Here is a 16,711-nt window from a genome sequence, read left to right as displayed (position 1 = left end):
ATCCCGCCTCCAGGCAGGACTGCGAGCGTGGCACGCCGGGGCCGGTCACCGGACCCCGCCGACTGTGAGTGAGGATGTCATGGAGCGTCGCATCGTCATTACGGGGATCGGTGCAGTGGCCCCCGGCAAGCCGGGCGCCAAGGAGTACTGGGAGCTGATCTCCAACGGCCGCACGGCCACCCGTACGATCTCGTCCTTCGATCCTGCGCCCTACCGGTCCCGGGTCGCCGCCGAATGCGACTTCGACCCCTTCGCCGCCGGACTGGACCGCCAGGAGGTCCGGCGCATGGACCGGGCCACCCAGTTCGCCGTCGCGGCCGCCCGCGAGGCCGTCGCCGACAGCGGCGTCGACCTGCCCGCGGACGACCCCGCCACCGTCGGGGTGTCCCTCGGCAACGCCGTGGGCTGCACCACGAGCATGGAAAGGGAGTACGCCGTCCTCAGCAAGGAGGGCGCCGCCTGGCTGGTCGACCACCGCTACGCCGTACCGCACCTCTACGACCACTTCGTGCCGAGTTCCATCGCGGTGGAAGTGGCCCGCCTGGTGGGGGCGCAGGGCCCCGTGGCGCTCGTCTCGGACGGCTGCACCTCGGGCCTGGACGCGATCGGCCACGCCACGGACCTGATCCGCGAAGGCAGCGCGGACGTCGTGATCAGCGGCGGCACCGACGCCCCGATCTCGCCGATCACCCTGGCCTGCTTCGACGCCATCAAGGCGACCACCCCCCGCAACGACGACCCGGAGCACGCCTCGCGCCCCTTCGACGCGACGCGCAACGGGCTCGTCCTGGGCGAGGGGGCCGCCGTGCTGGTCCTTGAGGAGCTGGAGCACGCCAAGCGACGCGGGGCGCGGATCTACGCCGAGGTCGCCGGGGTCGGTACGCGCTGCAACGCCTACCACATGACCGGACTGCGCTCCGACGGGGCGGAGATGGCGGACGCCATCACGCACGCCCTGGCGGAGGCCCGCCTGGCGCCCGGGTCGATCGACTACGTCAACGCTCACGGCTCGAGCACCAAGCAGAACGACCGGCACGAGACCGCCGCCTTCAAGACGGCACTGGGCCGGCACGCCTACGACGTCCCCGTCAGCTCGGTGAAGTCGATGATCGGGCACTCGCTCGGCGCGATCGGCGCGCTGGAACTGGTCGCGTGCGTGCTCGCCATGCGCGACGGACTCATCCCGCCCACCGCCAACCTGCACGAACCGGACCCGGTCTGCGACCTGGACTACGTACCGCTACGGGCCAGGGAGGCCGAGGTCGACAACGTCCTGAGCGTCGGCAGCGGATTCGGCGGCTTCCAGACCGCCGTCGTGCTGGCCCGTCCCGAGCGGGAGGCGGCGTGAGCGGCAACGGCACGGTGCGCACCGTGGTCACCGGGGTCGGTGTGGCCGCACCCAACGGGATGGGTACCGAGGCGTACTGGGCGGCGACGCTGGCGGGACGCAGCGGCATCGCCCCGACGACCCGCTACGACGCCGCCGGGTATCCGCTGCGGCTGGCCGGGGAGGTACCGGGCTTCGTGGCAGAGGAGCACATCCCCAGCCGGCTCATCCCGCAGACCGACCACGCCACCCGGCTCTCCCTGTACGCGGCCGACGAGGCGCTGCGCGACAGCGCACTGGACCCCGCACAGCTTCCCCCCTACGCCATGGGCGTGGCCACGGCCTCGTCGATGGGCGGGTTCGAGTTCGGGCAACGGGAGCTGCAGAACCTGTGGAGCAAGGGCGGGCGGTTCGTCAGCGCGTACCAGTCCTTTGCCTGGTTCTACGCCGTGAACACCGGCCAGATCTCCATCCGGCACGGCCTGCGGGGCTCCAGCAACACCGTGGTGACCGACGCGGCCGGCGGCCTCGACGCGGTGGGGAACGCCCGGCGCCAGATCCGCAAGGGAAGCACCGCGATGCTCACCGGCGGCGTCGACGGCGCGCTGTGTCCGCTGGGCTTCGCCGGGCAGTTCAGCTCCGGTGCGCTGAGCACCGCCGGCGAGGCGGACCGCGCGTTTTTGCCCTTCGCCGATGACGCTCCGGGCCAGGTACCGGGCGAGGGCGGTGCGTTCCTGGTCCTGGAGGACGCCGCGAGCGCGCAGCGGCGCGGCACCCGGATCTACGGCGAACTGGCGGGCTACGCGGCGACGTTCGACCCCGGCCCACTGCCGTCCGGGCAGGCCGCCACGGGCCTGGTGCGCGCGATCCGGCGGGCGCTTAACGACGCCGGCACGGCCGCGGAGGACGTGGACGTGGTGTTCGCGGACGCCGCCGGTGTGCCCGACCTCGATCGGGCGGAGTCGGGCGCGCTCGGTGAGGTGTTCGGGCCCGGCGGTGTCCCGGTGACCGCGCCCAAGAGCATGACGGGCCGGCTCTTCGCGGGCGGGGCGTCGCTGGACCTGGCGACCGCGCTGCTGGCCCTGCGGGACGGCACGATCCCGCACACCGCGAACGTGTCGCGCCCCGGCCGGGGGCATCCCATCGACCTGGTCACCGGGGAGCCACGCGAGGCGGACCTGCGCTGCGCGCTGGTCGTGGCCCGCGGACGCGGCGGGTTCAACGCCGCCGCCGTCGTACGACGCGACGTGTGACACCCACGGCGCGGCGCGCCCCCTCCATCCCTTCCCGCCCACGGCCCACACCCACGCCGAAAGGACATCTCATGAGCGACGCAAAGACGACCGTGACCGAACTGACCGTGGAGGACCTCACCCGCATCATGCGGGAGTCCGCGGGCGAGGACGAGTCGGTCGACCTCAGCGGCGACATCCTCGACTCCGACTTCACGGAACTCGGTTACGACTCCCTGGCCCTGCTGGAGACCGCCGGGCGCATAGCCCGTGACTACGGTGTCGAGCTGAGCGACGACGACCTCGACGGCATCGCCACCCCGCGGGAGTTCCTGACGGCCGTCAACCGGACGCTGACCGCCGCCGCGTAGTCCCGGCCATCCGGTCGCGCAGAGGGGCGGGCGGGGCACACCTGGTGCGGTGTGCCCCGCCCGCCCCTCTGCGCGGCTTTCGACTGCTTGTCAGCTGCTTGTCAGCGGGGCGCGGCCGTGTCGGCGGACCGCGCGCCCGCCTCCTCAAGGACACGGGCAAGGAGCCGTGTGGCGTTGCGGTGCAGCGGGAAGTCGGTGCCGGGCGCCATGATGCCGCTCTCCTCCAGGAGCCGGGTCACCCGTGCGGTGAGCACGCAGAACCGGAACGCGGCGAAGACCTCGTAGTACTCCAGGTGTTGTACGACGTGCCCGGTGATCCGCTCGTAGTGGCGCACCGTCTCGGCACGGTCGGGGAGCCCGGTGAGGCGGAGGGCGCCGATGCCCTCGCTCAGGTGCCGGTCCAGGTGCAGGAACCAGGCCAGGTCCGACTCGGGCCTGCCCAGTGCGGCCATCTCCCAGTCCAGTACGGCGGCCGGTGTCTGCCCGTCGTAGATGATGTTGCCGAGCCGGGCGTCGCCCCACAGCAGGCGGGGCGGGCCGGGCTCCTCGGGCTGGTGATCGTGCAGCCAGGTCAGGGCAGTCGTCGCGGCCTGGTTGTCGTCCGCGCCGTAGTACGGCAGGAGCTCGGTGTACTGGGCCAGTTGCTGCGTGAGGTGGCCGGTGCCGTACTGCGGCCGGTCCAGGAAGCCGAGGCCGAGCGCGACCGGGTCGAGCCGGTGGATCGCGGCGAGCATCTCGATGCCGCCGAGCCAGGCGGCACGGCGGCTGTGCGGCGCCAGCTCGGCCAGCCAGCCCTCACGGTGGTACGAGGGGAAGTCCGCGGGCACCTCGCCCTCGATCCGGCGCATCACCAGGAACGGCGCCCCGAGCAGGGCGGAGCCGGGCTCGTGCCCCAGCAGCGGGGCCACCGGGACATCCGTGCCGTTGAGGGCCTCGAGCAGCCTGACCTGCTCCGTCCAGCGGTCCTCGGCGTAGAGGCGGTGCCCGGTGGGGGCCACCCGGACGGCCAGGGGTTCGCGGCGGGTCGTCCCGTCCTCGGTCCACTGGGCATCGCACAGCAGGATCTCTCCCGAGAATCCGGCGGTGGCGGGCACCCGTACCGGCCCGACCTTCACCTCGCCGGCCCGGGGCTGCCGGCGGGCCGTCAGCCAGTGGGCCAACGCCCGGCGGGTCTGTTCGGGGTCGCGCTGCACGGGTACGGGCACGGACTTCCTCCTTCAGCGGTCGGCAGGGGCGCCCGGAGCACGCGTCCGTTCAACGGTGTCCGTTCGACGACGTCCGTTCGACGACGTCCGGTCCGGGCGGAGCCCGAGTCTGGCCGGGGCCCCTGGCACCTGAATCCAGCGGCGCTGGGGAGCGGCCGACGCCCGTGCCCTGCCGCCGTGCTTCTCCAGCCGGTCTCCCTCGCCTCGCCAGCACCGCGGAGCAGCATCGTGCTCCCGGACTCCGCGGCTGTTCTGCGCGGGCTGGTCTTGCGACCGGGACACAGGAGGAGCAATGCAGCTGCAGGGCAGGACCGCCGTGGTCACCGGCGGAACGCGCGGTCTGGGCAGGGCCGTCGCGCAGGCGCTGGCCGACGAGGGCGCCCTGGTGGTCGCCGCGGCCAGGGACGTGCAGCCGGATGCCCCGGACCGGGGCGGCCGGATCGTCCACGTCAAGGCCGATGTCACGGTGCCCTCATCGGTCGCCGATCTGATGCGTACGACCCACGAACGGTACGGCGGCCCGCACATCGTGGTCGCCAACGCCGGAGTGAGCAGGCCGGGCCCGGTCTCGGCGCTGGCCGACGAGCACTGGGACGCCGTGATCGCCACCAACCTGACGGGCGTTTTCCACACGGTCAGGGAGGCGGTGCCCTACCTCCGGGACGCCGAGGCGGGCCGCATCATCACCATGTCCTCGCTGCTGGGACGGCGCGCCATGCCCGGCGCCGCCGCGTACTGCGCCTCCAAGGCGGCCGTCGAGCGCTTGACGGAGGTCTGCGCACTGGAGCTGGCGCCGCAGGGCATCACGGTGAACTGCCTCTCCCCCGGTTTCATCGACGAGGGCCAGGGCCGGGACCTGATGGCCAACGAGACGATCTGGCCGCGGCTGCAGGGCACCCTGGCCACGGGCCGGGCCGGCACGGGAGCCGAAGTGGCCCGGGCCGCCGTGTTCCTGGCCTCCCTGGAGAGCAGTTACGTGAACGGCGCCGTGCTGCCGGTCGACGGCGGCGTGCGCTGGTGAACGTGCCGCCTTTCCCGGCACCCTGCCCTTCCCCGTAGCCGCTTTCCCCCTTTTCTCCTCGCAGCTCTTTCTTCCCCGCAGCCCCTTCTCTTTGCGGCATCCCATCGCGACGACAGCCCCGGAGGCGAACGCCACGTGCAAGCACTCACCACTCCCGCGGACGGCGGTACCGGGGTGCGGCCGGTAGCGGTCCCCGAGCCCGAACCCCGCCCCGACCAGGCCGTCGTGGAGGTCAGGGCGGTCTCCGTGAACCGCGGCGACCTGTCCCTGCTGGGCATGCTGCCGCCGGGCTCACGGCTCGGCTTCGACGTGGCCGGCACCGTGGTCCGGGCGGCGGCCGACGGCAGCGGGCCGCCGCCCGGCACCCGGGTGGCCGGCGTGGCCGAGCGGGACGGCTGGAGCGAGCGCGTCGCCCTGTCGACCACCCGGCTCGCCCCGCTGCCGGACGGCGTCGAGTGGACCGACGCGGCGGCCCTGCCCGTGGCCGGCCTCACCGCGCTGTACTCCCTGCGGCACGCCGGATCGCTCCTGGGCCGCCGGGTCCTGGTCACCGGCGCCAGCGGTGGCGTCGGCAGGCTCGCCGTCCAGCTGGCCCGCGCCGCAGGGGCCGAAGTGGCCGCCTGGGCCGGTTCTCCGGAGCGGACCAAGGGCCTGAGCGAACTGGGCGCCGCCAGCGTGTCCACGTACGACGCGGGACCCGGGGCGACGCAGCCGGTGCACGTCCTGGTGGACAGCGTCGGCGGCGACGTGTTCCGCAGCGCCTTCCAGCTCGTCGAGCCGCGCGGCGTCGTCGTCTGTTACGGCAACACCACACGCACCGACCTGTCCCTGCCCTTCGACTGGGGGCACGCCCGCCCCGGCGTCCGGATCCGCTATCTCCACCTGTTCGACGAGATGCCCCGCAGGCCCGTCGGGAACGACCTCGCCGTCCTGCTGCGGCTCGTCGCCCAGGGCGCGCTGGACCCGCACGTCACCCTCGTCGGCGACTGGAGGGACGCGGAGCCCGTCCTGCGCAGCGTCGGCGACCGGCAGGTCAACGGCAAGGCCGTGCTGGTGCTCTGAAATCCCGTCAGAAGGCGACCGCCCCGGACCGCATCGCGCGGTCCGGGGCGGTCGCCTTCTGAGGTGGCCCGGTGCCGGACGCACCGGGGGATTACGCGTCCGGCACCGGGGTCTTGGTGGCCGCCGCTATCAGGCGGCCCTGCCCTTCCAGGGTGAGTTGCGCTCGTACTTGGGGCGCCACACCGCGCGGTACACCAGGCGCAGCGGCGGCGGGACCTTGTCGAGCACGGTGCGCCGTTCGGCGTCCGGCACCCCGTCGAGCAGCCAGGGGAAGAACGTCGCGGCGCCCTTGATGCCGACCTGGCTGCGCTGCCGCGCCACGAAGGCGCCCCACTCGGCCGCCGTGAGCTCGCTCTCGATGAGCGGCAGGGCCTGGGCCTCCTCGTGGTCGAGGTGGTCGGTCAGACAGGCGATGACGTCGTCCATGAGTTCCGGCAGGGCCTTCTCGCCGCCCTCCTGCCCGAGCGCCGCGTCGATCTTCTCCACGGCCTTGTCCAGCTGGGCGTGTTCCAGCTCCATGGCCTGGAGCATCCTCAACTGCTCGTCCTGGCCGTCCAGTTTGGTGCGCAGGACGGGCCACAGCGAGTGGTCCTCGGCGAGGTGGTGGATCGTCAGGTAGTTCTTGAAGAGCTGCCATCCCCGGCGGAAGGCGGCGACGTCGTCGTACTGGGCCGCCGCAAGCAGCCGCAGATCCCGCCGGAAGGCGTGGTGGATCGCGTACATCATCGTCAGGTCGACGGCGGGTGCGCCGCCGGTCTGCGCTGGGGCGTTCACTGCGGACTCCTCAGGGTCGGGTACGGCGTGCGGGCCCGGGTCTGCGGGCCCGGCGGGCATCGGGGCGGCTCAGATCACGACGCCCATCTCGGCGTTCTCCGCGTCCTTGGAGGAGACCCGGATCACCAGGACGGCCAGGACGAACGCACCGAGCAGGACGAAGCCCGTCACCAGGAACGCCGTGCCGTATCCGTGCGCGAGCGAGTCGAAGACCGCCTTGCGGACCTGCGGCGGCATGTGCGCCGCGTCCGCGGGCCCGTAGCCCTCGGCCGCCTTGGCGGCGGCCGGGCCCATCAGCTCCGTGAGCCGGTCCTTGGTGGCGGTGACCGCGATCGTTCCCAGTGCGGCGAGCCCCAGCGCGGCGCCGACCTGCTGTCCGGCGTTGAGCAGGGCGGAGGAGACACCGGCCTGGGCCTTGCGCACCCCTGCCACCGCCGCGAGGGTCAGCGGCACGAAGCACAGGCCCACGCTGCAGCCGGAGAGGACCAGCGGGCCGAGCAGGTCGGCGCTGTAGCTGCCGTCCTCGCTGAGCCGGGAGAACCAGAAGAAGGCGACGGCCGCCAGGAGTGTCCCGGCGCCGAGCAGGATGCGCGGGCCGACGCGCCCCACCACCTGGCTGCTGATCGTCGCGAAGACGGCCGCACCCACGGCGAACGGCAGGAAGGAGAAGCCGGTCTTGAGCGGGCTGAAGCCGAGCACGATCTGCATGAAGAGGGTGAGGAAGTAGAAGAGGACGATCATGCCGGCGCCGAGCGCCAGCATGATCGCGTACGCCCCGGAGCGGTTGCGGTTGCGGAAGATGCTCAGCGGCATGAGCGGGGAGTTGCTGCGGACCTCGATGAAGATGAAGAGGACGAGCAGGGCGGCGCCGACGACGAGCGGGGTGAGCGTACCGGCGCTGCCCCAGTCCTCGGTGGCCGCGTGGATCAGCCCGTACACCACGAGCGACATGCCGACGGTGGAGGTGACGGCGCCCGGCAGGTCCAGGCGCCGCCCTTCGGTGGTGACGCGCTCGGCGGGGAACGCCTTGACGGCGGCCAGGAACAGCAGGATGCCGATGGGCACGTTGACGAACAGCACCCAGCGCCAGCTGAGCGCGTCGGTGAAGACGCCGCCCAGTACGTTGCCCAGCGCGCCGCCCGCGCCGCCCATGGCCGCGTAGATGCCCATGGCCTTGTTGCGCTCGCCGCCCTCGGAGAACGTGCTGGCGATCAGCGCGAGCGCGGCGGGGGCGACCAGCGCTCCGGCGATGCCCTGCACGGCCCTGGCGGCGATCAGCCAGCCCTGGTTGGTCGCCACGCCGCCCAGCAGCGAGGCCACCGTCAGCAGGGCGACGCCGAAGAGGAACGTACGGCGCTGGCCGTACATGTCAGCGATCCGTCCGCCGAGCAGCAGCAGTCCGCCGAAGGCGAGCGCGTAGGCGTTGACCACCCACTCCAGGTTGGTCGCGGAGAAGTCGAGGGCGCTCTGGATGGACGGCAGTGCCACGTTCACGATCGAGACGTCGAGGACGACCATCAGCTGGGCGACCGCGATGGCGGCCAGCGCAAGACCCTTGCGGGAACCGGCGCCTGCCGCCGCGCCGGCCTGTGGGGAAGCGGGCGGGGTCGCGTGAGCCTGCCCCAGGGATCGTTCGGACACCAGATCTCTCCTGCCGATGAGCTGTGGAAATGGGGGGATGCGGGGCCGGCCGTCACATGGATCCGCGGATCCCGGCCCATGGGCACCGGCCCACCGACGAGATACGGAACAACTTGCCCCACAACTGTGGAACAGTATGTCCCGCAGAGATCTCCGGTGCAAGGTGTGCCACACAGCGGAGCCGGCTCCTGCGCCGGTCCTCCTCTCCGCGGCCATCGCGCCACCTCCACCGCTCCAGCGGGACGGCAGATCGTGAGGACCGCACGCGCACTGCCCCACCCCTGCCCCGGGAAGGAATTCCCCGATGACCCAGCCATCGGCCACGCCCCGCCCCGGCGCCCCGCCCGCGCCGGCCCCGCCCCGTCTTCAGGAGCTCGCACCGGGCGTCCACGCCTACATCCAGCCGGACGGGGGCTGGTGCCTGAACAACGCCGGCGTGCTGATCGGCGACGACGCGGTGGCCGTGGTGGACACCGCCGCCACCGAGCGGCGGGCCCGCGCCCTGCGCGCGGCCATCGCCGCCCGCACCCCCCTGGAGGTGCGCACGATCGTCACCACCCACCACCACGGGGACCACCACTTCGGGAACTCGGTGCTCGCCCCGCACGCCACCGTGGTGTCCCACGAGGTCACCCGGACCGAGATGGCCCGGCGCGGCCTGGCGATGCGCGAGGTCTGGCCGGACACGCAGTGGGGCGACATCAGCCTCGCCCTGCCGACCCTCACCTTCCGCGAACGCACCACGCTCCATGTCGGCGACCTGACCGCCGAGTTGATGCACGTCGGCCCCGCGCACACCACCAGCGACATCGTGGCCTGGCTCCCCCGGCAGCGCATCCTGTTCGCCGGGGACGTCCTGCTGCCCGGCTGCACGCCCTTCGTCCTGATGGGCTCGCTGAGCGGCACCCTTAAGGCCATCGAGCGGCTGCGCGCCCTTGACCCGGCCGTCATCGTCGGCGGCCACGGTCCGGTCGCGGGCCCCGAGGTCCTCGACGCCACCCGGGACTACCTGCTGTGGGTACGCGACAGAGCCCGGGCCGGCCTGGCCGCCGGACTCTCCCCCCTGCAGACCGCGCGCGAGGCGGACCTGGGCCCCTACGCCGGGCTCCGCGACCCCGAGCGCCTGGTGGCCAACCTGCACCGCGCCTACGCCGAGGAGTCCTCGCCGGCGCGGGACACCGAGATCCGCTCGGCGCCGGTCTTCGGGGAGATGGCGCAGTACAACGGCGGCCGTCCGGTGGCATGCCACGCCTGAGGCAGGGGCGCAGACACACCCGAGCGGCCCCCGTCCACGCCACCGGCGTGGACGGGGGGCCGCACTGCGCGGTCAGCGGGCGGGACTGCGCTCGGTGAACTCCTTGGCGTGGCGCAGCGTCGCCAGACTGTTGGTGCCCAGCGCGTCCCGGATGAAGGCCCGCGCGCCGGCCACGGTGGTCTCCGGACCCAGCAGGGTCACCGAGGACGGGTTGATGACGACGGTGTGGCGCGCCACGGCCGTCGTCACCCCCTCCGACTCCTCAAGGAGCCAGGCCCCCACATGCGCGGTGAGCAACGGCGGCACACGCAGCTGCTTGTAGACGATCCGGGAGGAGCCAAGACTCACCCGCACCGACTCGGTGGTGTGCCGCGAGCCGTCCCTGGCGATGGTGTCCATCTCCAGGACCTGGATGTCCTCCTGCGGCTCCGTCAGCTTCACCCGGGCCACATGCGGAAGCCGCTCCTGCCACTGCTCGCCCCGCCACAAAAACGCGTGCACCTCGGCGCTCGGCGCCTCGATGCGCACCCGGTCCTCGAAGGTGCACAGCAGTTCCCCCAGCTGCCCGGCCGACTCCGCGGTGGACTTCATCCGGCCCAGCTCGGCCTCGCTGTTGTGGTCCAGCGCACGGTTGATCCACTCGACGTTCTCGGGGGCGTCGTCCAGGGCCGTGAAGTCGTGCAGGAGCACGACCTCGCACCGGGCCTTGGACAGCGGGCGGATCTGCCACTGGCCCCCCATCGACGTCGCCGGAGCCGTGCTCCTCTCCTGCCGGAAACCGATCGTGAGCGCCTGCGGGTCGAGCCGGCGCCGCGACTGCCAGGACTTGACCTCGTCGTTGGCCGTGGCCCAGACCTGCAGGATCTCCTCACCCTCACCGAGCGGCGTCTGCTCCACGTGCACCGAGGGGGGAAAGACGCGCGGCCAGTCGGCGGCGTCCGCGATGATTGCATACACCGCCTGCGCCGGGGCGTCGATGGTGATCGTGTGCCGAGCGTGATGCGTCACTGCCATGGTGGATCCGGCTCTCCTTCGGTCGGACTGGGCGGGCATCAGTAGTTGCCCAGGCCGCCGCAGACGTTCATGGCCTGGGCGGTGATCGGAGCGGCGGCGGGAGAGGCCAGGTAGCCCACCAGCGCGGCCACTTCCTCCGGGGCGGTGTAGCGGCCCAGCGGGATCTTGGCCTCGAACCGCTTGAGCACCTCTTCCTCGGCGATCTCCCAGTGGCCCGCATATCCCTGCCGGACCGACCGGGCCATGGGGGTCTCCACATAGCCGGGGCACACCGCGTTGACGGTGATCCCGGTCTTGGCCAGTTCCAGCCCGAGCGACTTGGTGAAGCCGACCACCGCATGCTTGGAGGCGCTGTACGGCGCTCCGAGCACCACTCCCTGCTTGCCGCCCGTGGAGGCGATGTTGATGATCCGCCCAACAGACCTGGACCCCATCCCGCCCGCGTTGAGCACCTCACGGGTGACGCGGAAGACACTGGTCAGATTGGTCTCGACGACGTCGTTCCACAACTCGTCCGTGATCTGCGCGGTCACCCCGCCGCCACTGCGTCCCGCGTTGTTGACCAGGATGTCGATGGGCCCGAAGCGATCGACGGCCGCCGCCACGCAACGGGCGACGTCCTGGCCCGAGCGCACGTCGGCCTCGACGCCGTCGACGCTGATGCCGCACTCCGTCAGCTCCTTCACCACCGCCGCCACATCCTCGGCACTGCGCGACGTGATGAAGACCCTGACACCGGCCCTGCCCAGCGTCTCGGCCACCGCACGGCCGATGCCCCGCGTGGCCCCCGTGACCAACGCGACCCGAGACTCCCCGCTCTGCGGCTCCGCCGTCATGATGCTCCCTCCCGACCTGCCCGACACTGCCTGAACAGGTCCGAGCCTGGAGGGCGGCCCTGGAGGATGACTGAAGACCCAGGAGTGCGAACACGGGCCCGCCACAGACAACCGCCCGCGGCCACGAGCCCTGCCGCACCCCGAGTCCCGCCCGGCCCACCCCGCGGCAGAGCACGGCGAGACCCGCCGCCCCCGCACCGGGCTCCACCCCGTACAGGCACAACGCCAGCGAGGGTCTCACCACGGGCCCCCAACACAGCCCGCCCGCCCCAGACACCCCCCAGACACCCCCGGGCAGCACCTCACCACCCGGGGGTGTCACCTCACCACCCGGGGGTGTCACCAAGAACACCGCCCCCCGGACACCGGTCCCCTCCCGATGACGGGCGGCTCGAACCGGACCCGGCCCAGGACACCGCCCCGGCCCAGAGCGGCATCGAGGCACAGCGCGCCGGCCGACACCGCCCCCCGCGCGCGCACCGGCCACTGCCCGCCGCAATCCACCACCAGGCACTCGAACGCCTCCGCAGAGAACAACACCGAAGCGCCGGGCACAACGAAGCCATCGGCCCGGACACCCACACCATCCTCCTCACCACACCCCCAAGCCACACCACCCCGGCAACAGCACACCCGGGCACGGGGCCCGGCCACAGCCGAGCCGGGGCACGAAGGCGGGCAGGCAGCGTTCTCGCCACCGCCGACCGCCTCCGGCACACCCCGCTCCCCGGCATCCGCAGCACGCCCAGCATCCGCGGCAGGCCCCGGCGGCCCCGCGCGGACCGCGTCGCCCACGCCCCAGACACGGCGTGCGGCCCTCCCCCCCCCGGCCTTGCCCGCAACACTTCCGGCAACGCAGAGCGATTCACGTCATGGAGAGTGATTCACGTCATCGGGGGTGAGGGGGTTGCTGCCCGCCCATGCCTCCAGCATCAGACACGTCCGGCGTCACGGGCGCACCCCCCGCCCCTACAGGGAGTTGACGGCGCCTCAGCCCAACCCGCAGTCCCCGCCGCCCAGCCCGCGCGCGGCGGTCATCCTGCCGCCCGGCGTCCTGGCCGCCACCGCCGCGGCGGCCCTGACCGTCCCTGCCCAAGGCACCCCGGCCGGTCGACTCCTCACCGGGGCCGGCCCGTTCACCGCCGGCGTACTGCCCTTCAACACGATCACCGCCTGGCGTCGGCGCCCCGTTCGACGGCGGGGACGCCGGCGCAAGCCATGATGCTCTGCGCGTCGATCACCACCGCGGCCGGCTCCGCCAGGCGGCTCCCGCCCTCGCGCACCCGGCGCCGCATCAGGGCGTCGAGCCGCTCCAAGATGCCGCCCTTCTCCCCGCGGCCGAAGCAGTGCCACACCCCGTTCCAGTGCGGGCCAGTGTGCGGAAAGCAGCGCCAAGCAATCCCGGTGCGAACCACCCAGAGCACCGCATCCAGGAGGCCGCGCAGACCGCGGCGGGGCGGATGGCCGATGCCGAGGCCACGGCCGACCCTGCCCCCCCGCCAGCCCGTCAGGAGCGGCCCGGCCGGCACCCAGCGGGCGCCGGACAGGCCGCCAAGATGGCGACAGCGTGCGCCCATGCCTCCGCCACGGCGCCGGGCCCCGGGCGCCGGTCAGGGCGCAAGGACTGGACGGCCAGGGCATTGGCGAAGCGGGGTCGCCCCCCCCGGCCCGCCCGCAGGTGTTCACGCAGCGCCCGATGCATCGCCGCCAACGACACCAACGACACCAACCGCCCCAGCACAACAGCGCTTTGACCCCGGACCAGCCGGCGGTGCCACCGCGCGACATCCCCCAGCTGTTCGAGACGGGCCCACCACTCATCCGTGCACTCATCCGTCAACACGAACCCGCCGCGCCGCGCAACAGATTCGGCGCACCCCCACCGGCCGGCCACCGCCGGCCGGCACCACACCGTCCGCCGCGACACCCCCGCCACCCCAGCCGCAATCGCCACATGCACCAACGCCGGCCTCCCGGCCTCCCGGCCTCATCCAACCCCGGCAGCCCGGCCACCACCGCCTGCCGCCACAGCCCCCGGCCCTGAGACCCCGAGACCAGCACCACCACATCCCCGACAGGCGGTACCCCCTCAACCGCCGGCGGCCGCACCCGGCAGGCGCAAGGACGGCAATCCAGCAGTCACACCCACCAGCACACACCCACCACCCCGAACAGGGACAGCCCCCACACGTCACGCCCGCCCAGGCCCAGCATGCCCCCGCTTCGAAGCCCTCACGACGGCATGCCACCCCTCACACCACAAACCCGTCGCCCCGCCCGGACCTCTCGACCCGGGCGAGGCGACGGAAACAAACACTCAGGCGTGGTTGTCGTTCATGTCACCGACCGAAAAGTCCACAGCCCCCTGATTGTTGTCATCACCGATCGGCGCCAGCCTGCTCTGGCCGACCGCGGGAGTGCTGGGCGCCGCCGTGGCGGTGGCCGCCGAGCCCAGCAGCGCGAGCGCGGCCAGGCCGAGAGCGGTGACAGAAAGACGGATACGCATTTTGCCTCCAACTGAGAGTGCGGTTGATCTCATAAGCACGATTACCGGGCACACCGTTCGCCGCAACGAATAAAGATCCATTCGGGTGGCGGGACGCAGTGTCGACCCACAGTTCCTTGACATCAGACCCGCAGACCACCCGCGAGCCAGGGCGGCCGAGCCCCCCGGCAGCCGCCTTGAGCCAGGCACTCCCCGCGCGGACAAACCACCAACGACCCAGGCGACCCACAGCACCACTCTTCAACCTCTTGCATCCGCGCCGGTACCGACCTTGCCGCGCAGGCCCACGACGCCAGCCGCTCACCGCCCAGACAGCCACCGAGGACACGTCCGCAGCCGCCGACCCCACCCAAAACCACTGAACGCCGCCCGAGCACACCGGCGTGCACGACGAGACACATGCAGATCTCGTCGACAAGTGAGAAGACCGGCCTCACCCCGAAACCGCGCCACACAACCGCATTCACACGCCGACGCCCGGAAAGCCAAGCGGCCACGCCGGGAACAGCCCGTCCGGCCCCCACGGCTGCATCGACCACGGGACCGGCGCCACACGGACGGGGAACACAGAAACCACACAGTCACCCGCCCCACCAAGAGCCGGGACCGGGGCGCTTCTACACGGGGAGCGTGCGCCCATGGGCGCACGCTCCCCGTGGCACCCTCCAGGTCACCGAGGCGCCCACCGGAGCCGGAAGGTGATCACCGCCTCGAACTCCCGACCACAGCTCACGGCAGGTCAAGACGACCCTCCAAAGGAGCTGGGCCCATCACCGTCCTGCCGGCTCCGCCCTTCCCGGCACAAGAGCCCCACCCAACATCGAAGAGCAGAGGGCGGCCCCCATGCCCACCATCACAAGACGGCACCCGGGGTCTACCCCTCCCCCACGCCCGGGGGTGTGCACCAGTGCGTCCAGCGCCGCCCCCGATGGAGGCTGAACCCGCTTCGGATCAGCCAGAGTCGAGGGAGAACGCACCGTGCCTGTCACTCGAACCCCGCACCGCCACCGCCGAGTCACCACAGCCGCCGTCGCCGCCACGATCCTCGCCGGCGCGGGCGTCGTCAGCACCGGCGCTGCATCAGGGACGTCCGCCGCGCCCTCCCCCAACGCCGCCACCCAGCGCGGCACCCTGCTCTCCGCCGAGTCGCTCTACACCCTCACCTCGGCCAAGGACTCCGCAGCCGAGCTCACCGCCTGCGGGTACGACCCCGGCGCCGCCCGCCACGGCGTGGACGCCTACCGACTCCTCTACCGCACCATCGACACGAAGGGCCAACCCACCACCGCCAGCGGGCTGTTCACCGTCCCGCGCGGGGTCCAAGGACATCTGCGGACCGTCTCGTTCGCCCACGGCACCGGCGTCCACCGCATCGACGCGCCCTCGATGCAGCGGAAGGTGTTCCTGACCGGCCCCTCCATCACCTACGCCTCCGCAGGCTTCGCCACCGTCGCACCCGACTACCTCGCCATGGGCACAGGCCCGGCCAAGCACCCCTGGATGGACGTGCCGTCCCAAGCCACAGCCTCCCTCGACCTGCTCCGCGCCGCCCGCCAGTTCGCCCCGACCACCGGACGCGCCCTTAACCGTGACGTCCTGGCCACCGGCTTCTCCCAAGGCGCATCGGCTGCGCTCGGGCTCGCCAGGGCCCTCCAGGCGGGCGAGGACCGGCACTTCAGGCCCGGCGCCCTCGCCCCCATCAGCGGGGCCTACGACTTCGGGGGTGCCCAGATCCCGGCGCTGCTCGCGGGCGACAGCGAGCTGGAGCCGAGATGGCGCGTGGTGTACGCCGCATACACCCTGGTCGCCTTCGACCGCGTCCACGATGTGTACGACAACCCGGGCAAGGTGTTCCGCGACCCTGCCGTGGAGGAACTGTTCGACGGCATGCACACCGGCCCGCAGATGATCAACGCGCTGCCCCGCACGCCGGACGAACTACTGACGCCATACGGGCGCGATCTGCTGACCCGGCCCAAGAGCGGCCTCACGGCCGGGCTGCGGACCACCGACAGCGTATGCAAACACTGGAAGCCCACGGCACCCATTCGGCTCTACAGGGCACAAGGCGACGAACAGGCGACCGTCCAGAACACCGCCAACTGCGCCGCAGCCTTCCAGGAAAGAGAAATCGGAGTGCCGGTCATCGACCTCGGCACCGCCGACCACCAGAAGTCACAACACCTCGGCTCAAACGTGAAGGCAACAGCAAAGGTCGTGCGCTGGTTCAGCACACTCCCCACGCGCAGCAACCCATGACCCGCCCCCACCCCGACCACCAGAGCCCAGCCCCTCTGGACGCTCGCCCCGACCTGCCGTGAGCTACGGTCAGGAGTTCGAGACAGCCATCACCTCCCGGCCCCGGTAAGCACCACCGCGACCTGCAAGACGCCACGCGGAACATACCCCCATCGGCGCACCCTCCCCGTGCACAAGCGCCCCGGCCCCGGCATTGTCACGTACCCGC

The 16,711-nt window shown here is 72.3% G+C and carries 14 protein-coding genes; 7 read left to right on the top strand and 7 right to left on the bottom strand.

Features of this window, described 5'->3' with window-relative positions; translation table 11 throughout:
* Positions 1-79: 79 nt before the first annotated feature.
* The 3 genes from OG453_RS43670 to OG453_RS43660 all read left to right on the top strand — a co-directional run bounded on the left by OG453_RS43670 (position 80) and on the right by OG453_RS43660 (position 2,930).
* Positions 80-1,348: a beta-ketoacyl synthase gene (locus OG453_RS43670; RefSeq protein ID WP_266874380.1), complete on the top strand. Its 1,269-nt coding sequence runs from the start codon at positions 80-82 to the stop codon at positions 1,346-1,348.
* Positions 1,345-2,580: a ketosynthase chain-length factor gene (locus OG453_RS43665; protein WP_266874379.1), complete on the top strand. Its 1,236-nt coding sequence runs from the start codon at positions 1,345-1,347 to the stop codon at positions 2,578-2,580. Before OG453_RS43670 ends, OG453_RS43665 begins: the two co-directional genes overlap by 4 nt.
* A 71-nt stretch (positions 2,581-2,651) precedes the next feature.
* Positions 2,652-2,930 carry an acyl carrier protein gene (locus OG453_RS43660; RefSeq protein WP_266874378.1) on the top strand — a complete coding sequence of 93 codons (279 nt, stop codon included), beginning with the start codon at positions 2,652-2,654 and terminating at the stop codon, positions 2,928-2,930.
* A gap of 101 nt (positions 2,931-3,031) precedes the next feature.
* On the opposite strand, the gene OG453_RS43655 is transcribed toward OG453_RS43660, so the two are convergent.
* Positions 3,032-4,135, bottom strand: coding sequence for a phosphotransferase family protein (locus tag OG453_RS43655; protein ID WP_266874377.1), 1,104 nt, complete (start codon positions 4,133-4,135; stop codon positions 3,032-3,034).
* A gap of 292 nt (positions 4,136-4,427) precedes the next feature.
* On the opposite strand from OG453_RS43655, the gene OG453_RS43650 reads away from it, so the two are divergent.
* Both OG453_RS43650 and OG453_RS43645 read left to right on the top strand, forming a co-directional pair.
* The gene (locus tag OG453_RS43650) at positions 4,428-5,156 is read left to right on the top strand and encodes an SDR family NAD(P)-dependent oxidoreductase (RefSeq protein ID WP_266874376.1); all 729 of its coding nucleotides are present in this window, start codon (positions 4,428-4,430) and stop codon (positions 5,154-5,156) included.
* 135 nt (positions 5,157-5,291) lie between these two features.
* On the top strand, positions 5,292-6,218 hold the full coding sequence (locus OG453_RS43645; RefSeq protein ID WP_266874375.1) for a zinc-binding dehydrogenase: 927 nt from the start codon (positions 5,292-5,294) through the stop codon (positions 6,216-6,218).
* A 129-nt stretch (positions 6,219-6,347) separates the two neighbouring features.
* Here OG453_RS43645 and OG453_RS43640 read toward each other — a convergent pair whose 3' ends face one another.
* Together OG453_RS43640 and OG453_RS43635 are read right to left on the bottom strand one after the other, a co-directional pair.
* Complete coding sequence (locus OG453_RS43640) at positions 6,348-6,992, bottom strand: hemerythrin domain-containing protein (protein ID WP_266874353.1); 645 nt, start codon at positions 6,990-6,992, stop codon at positions 6,348-6,350.
* Between the two features lie 69 nt (positions 6,993-7,061).
* A complete protein-coding gene (locus OG453_RS43635; protein ID WP_266873289.1) occupies positions 7,062-8,633 on the bottom strand; it encodes a DHA2 family efflux MFS transporter permease subunit in 1,572 nt (523 codons plus the stop codon).
* Between the two features lie 304 nt (positions 8,634-8,937).
* Between OG453_RS43635 and OG453_RS43630 the strand changes: the two genes are divergently transcribed.
* Entirely contained in the window at positions 8,938-9,888 is a 951-nt protein-coding gene (locus OG453_RS43630) for an MBL fold metallo-hydrolase (protein ID WP_266873290.1), read from the top strand.
* 72 nt (positions 9,889-9,960) lie between these two features.
* On the opposite strand, the gene OG453_RS43625 is transcribed toward OG453_RS43630, so the two are convergent.
* From OG453_RS43625 to OG453_RS43610, 4 genes are all read right to left on the bottom strand, one after another.
* A complete protein-coding gene (locus tag OG453_RS43625) occupies positions 9,961-10,902 on the bottom strand; it encodes an aromatase/cyclase (RefSeq protein ID WP_266873291.1) in 942 nt (313 codons plus the stop codon).
* A 38-nt stretch (positions 10,903-10,940) separates the two neighbouring features.
* Positions 10,941-11,738, bottom strand: a complete 798-nt coding sequence (locus tag OG453_RS43620; RefSeq protein WP_266873292.1) for an SDR family NAD(P)-dependent oxidoreductase — start codon at positions 11,736-11,738, stop codon at positions 10,941-10,943.
* A gap of 1,166 nt (positions 11,739-12,904) precedes the next feature.
* Positions 12,905-13,315, bottom strand: coding sequence for a transposase (locus OG453_RS43615; RefSeq protein WP_266873293.1), 411 nt, complete (start codon positions 13,313-13,315; stop codon positions 12,905-12,907).
* A gap of 740 nt (positions 13,316-14,055) precedes the next feature.
* A complete protein-coding gene (locus OG453_RS43610) occupies positions 14,056-14,244 on the bottom strand; it encodes a hypothetical protein (RefSeq protein ID WP_266873294.1) in 189 nt (62 codons plus the stop codon).
* Positions 14,245-15,222: 978 nt separating this feature from the next.
* On the opposite strand from OG453_RS43610, the gene OG453_RS43605 reads away from it, so the two are divergent.
* On the top strand, positions 15,223-16,503 hold the full coding sequence (locus tag OG453_RS43605) for a S9 family peptidase (protein WP_266873295.1): 1,281 nt from the start codon (positions 15,223-15,225) through the stop codon (positions 16,501-16,503).
* Positions 16,504-16,711 lie beyond the last annotated feature (208 nt).

It is taken from the genome of Streptomyces sp. NBC_01381 (assembly GCF_026340305.1).
Taxonomy (GTDB): domain Bacteria; phylum Actinomycetota; class Actinomycetes; order Streptomycetales; family Streptomycetaceae; genus Streptomyces.
Note: the sequence above shows the minus strand (reverse complement) of the source record. Positions and strands in the feature narration are given on the sequence as shown.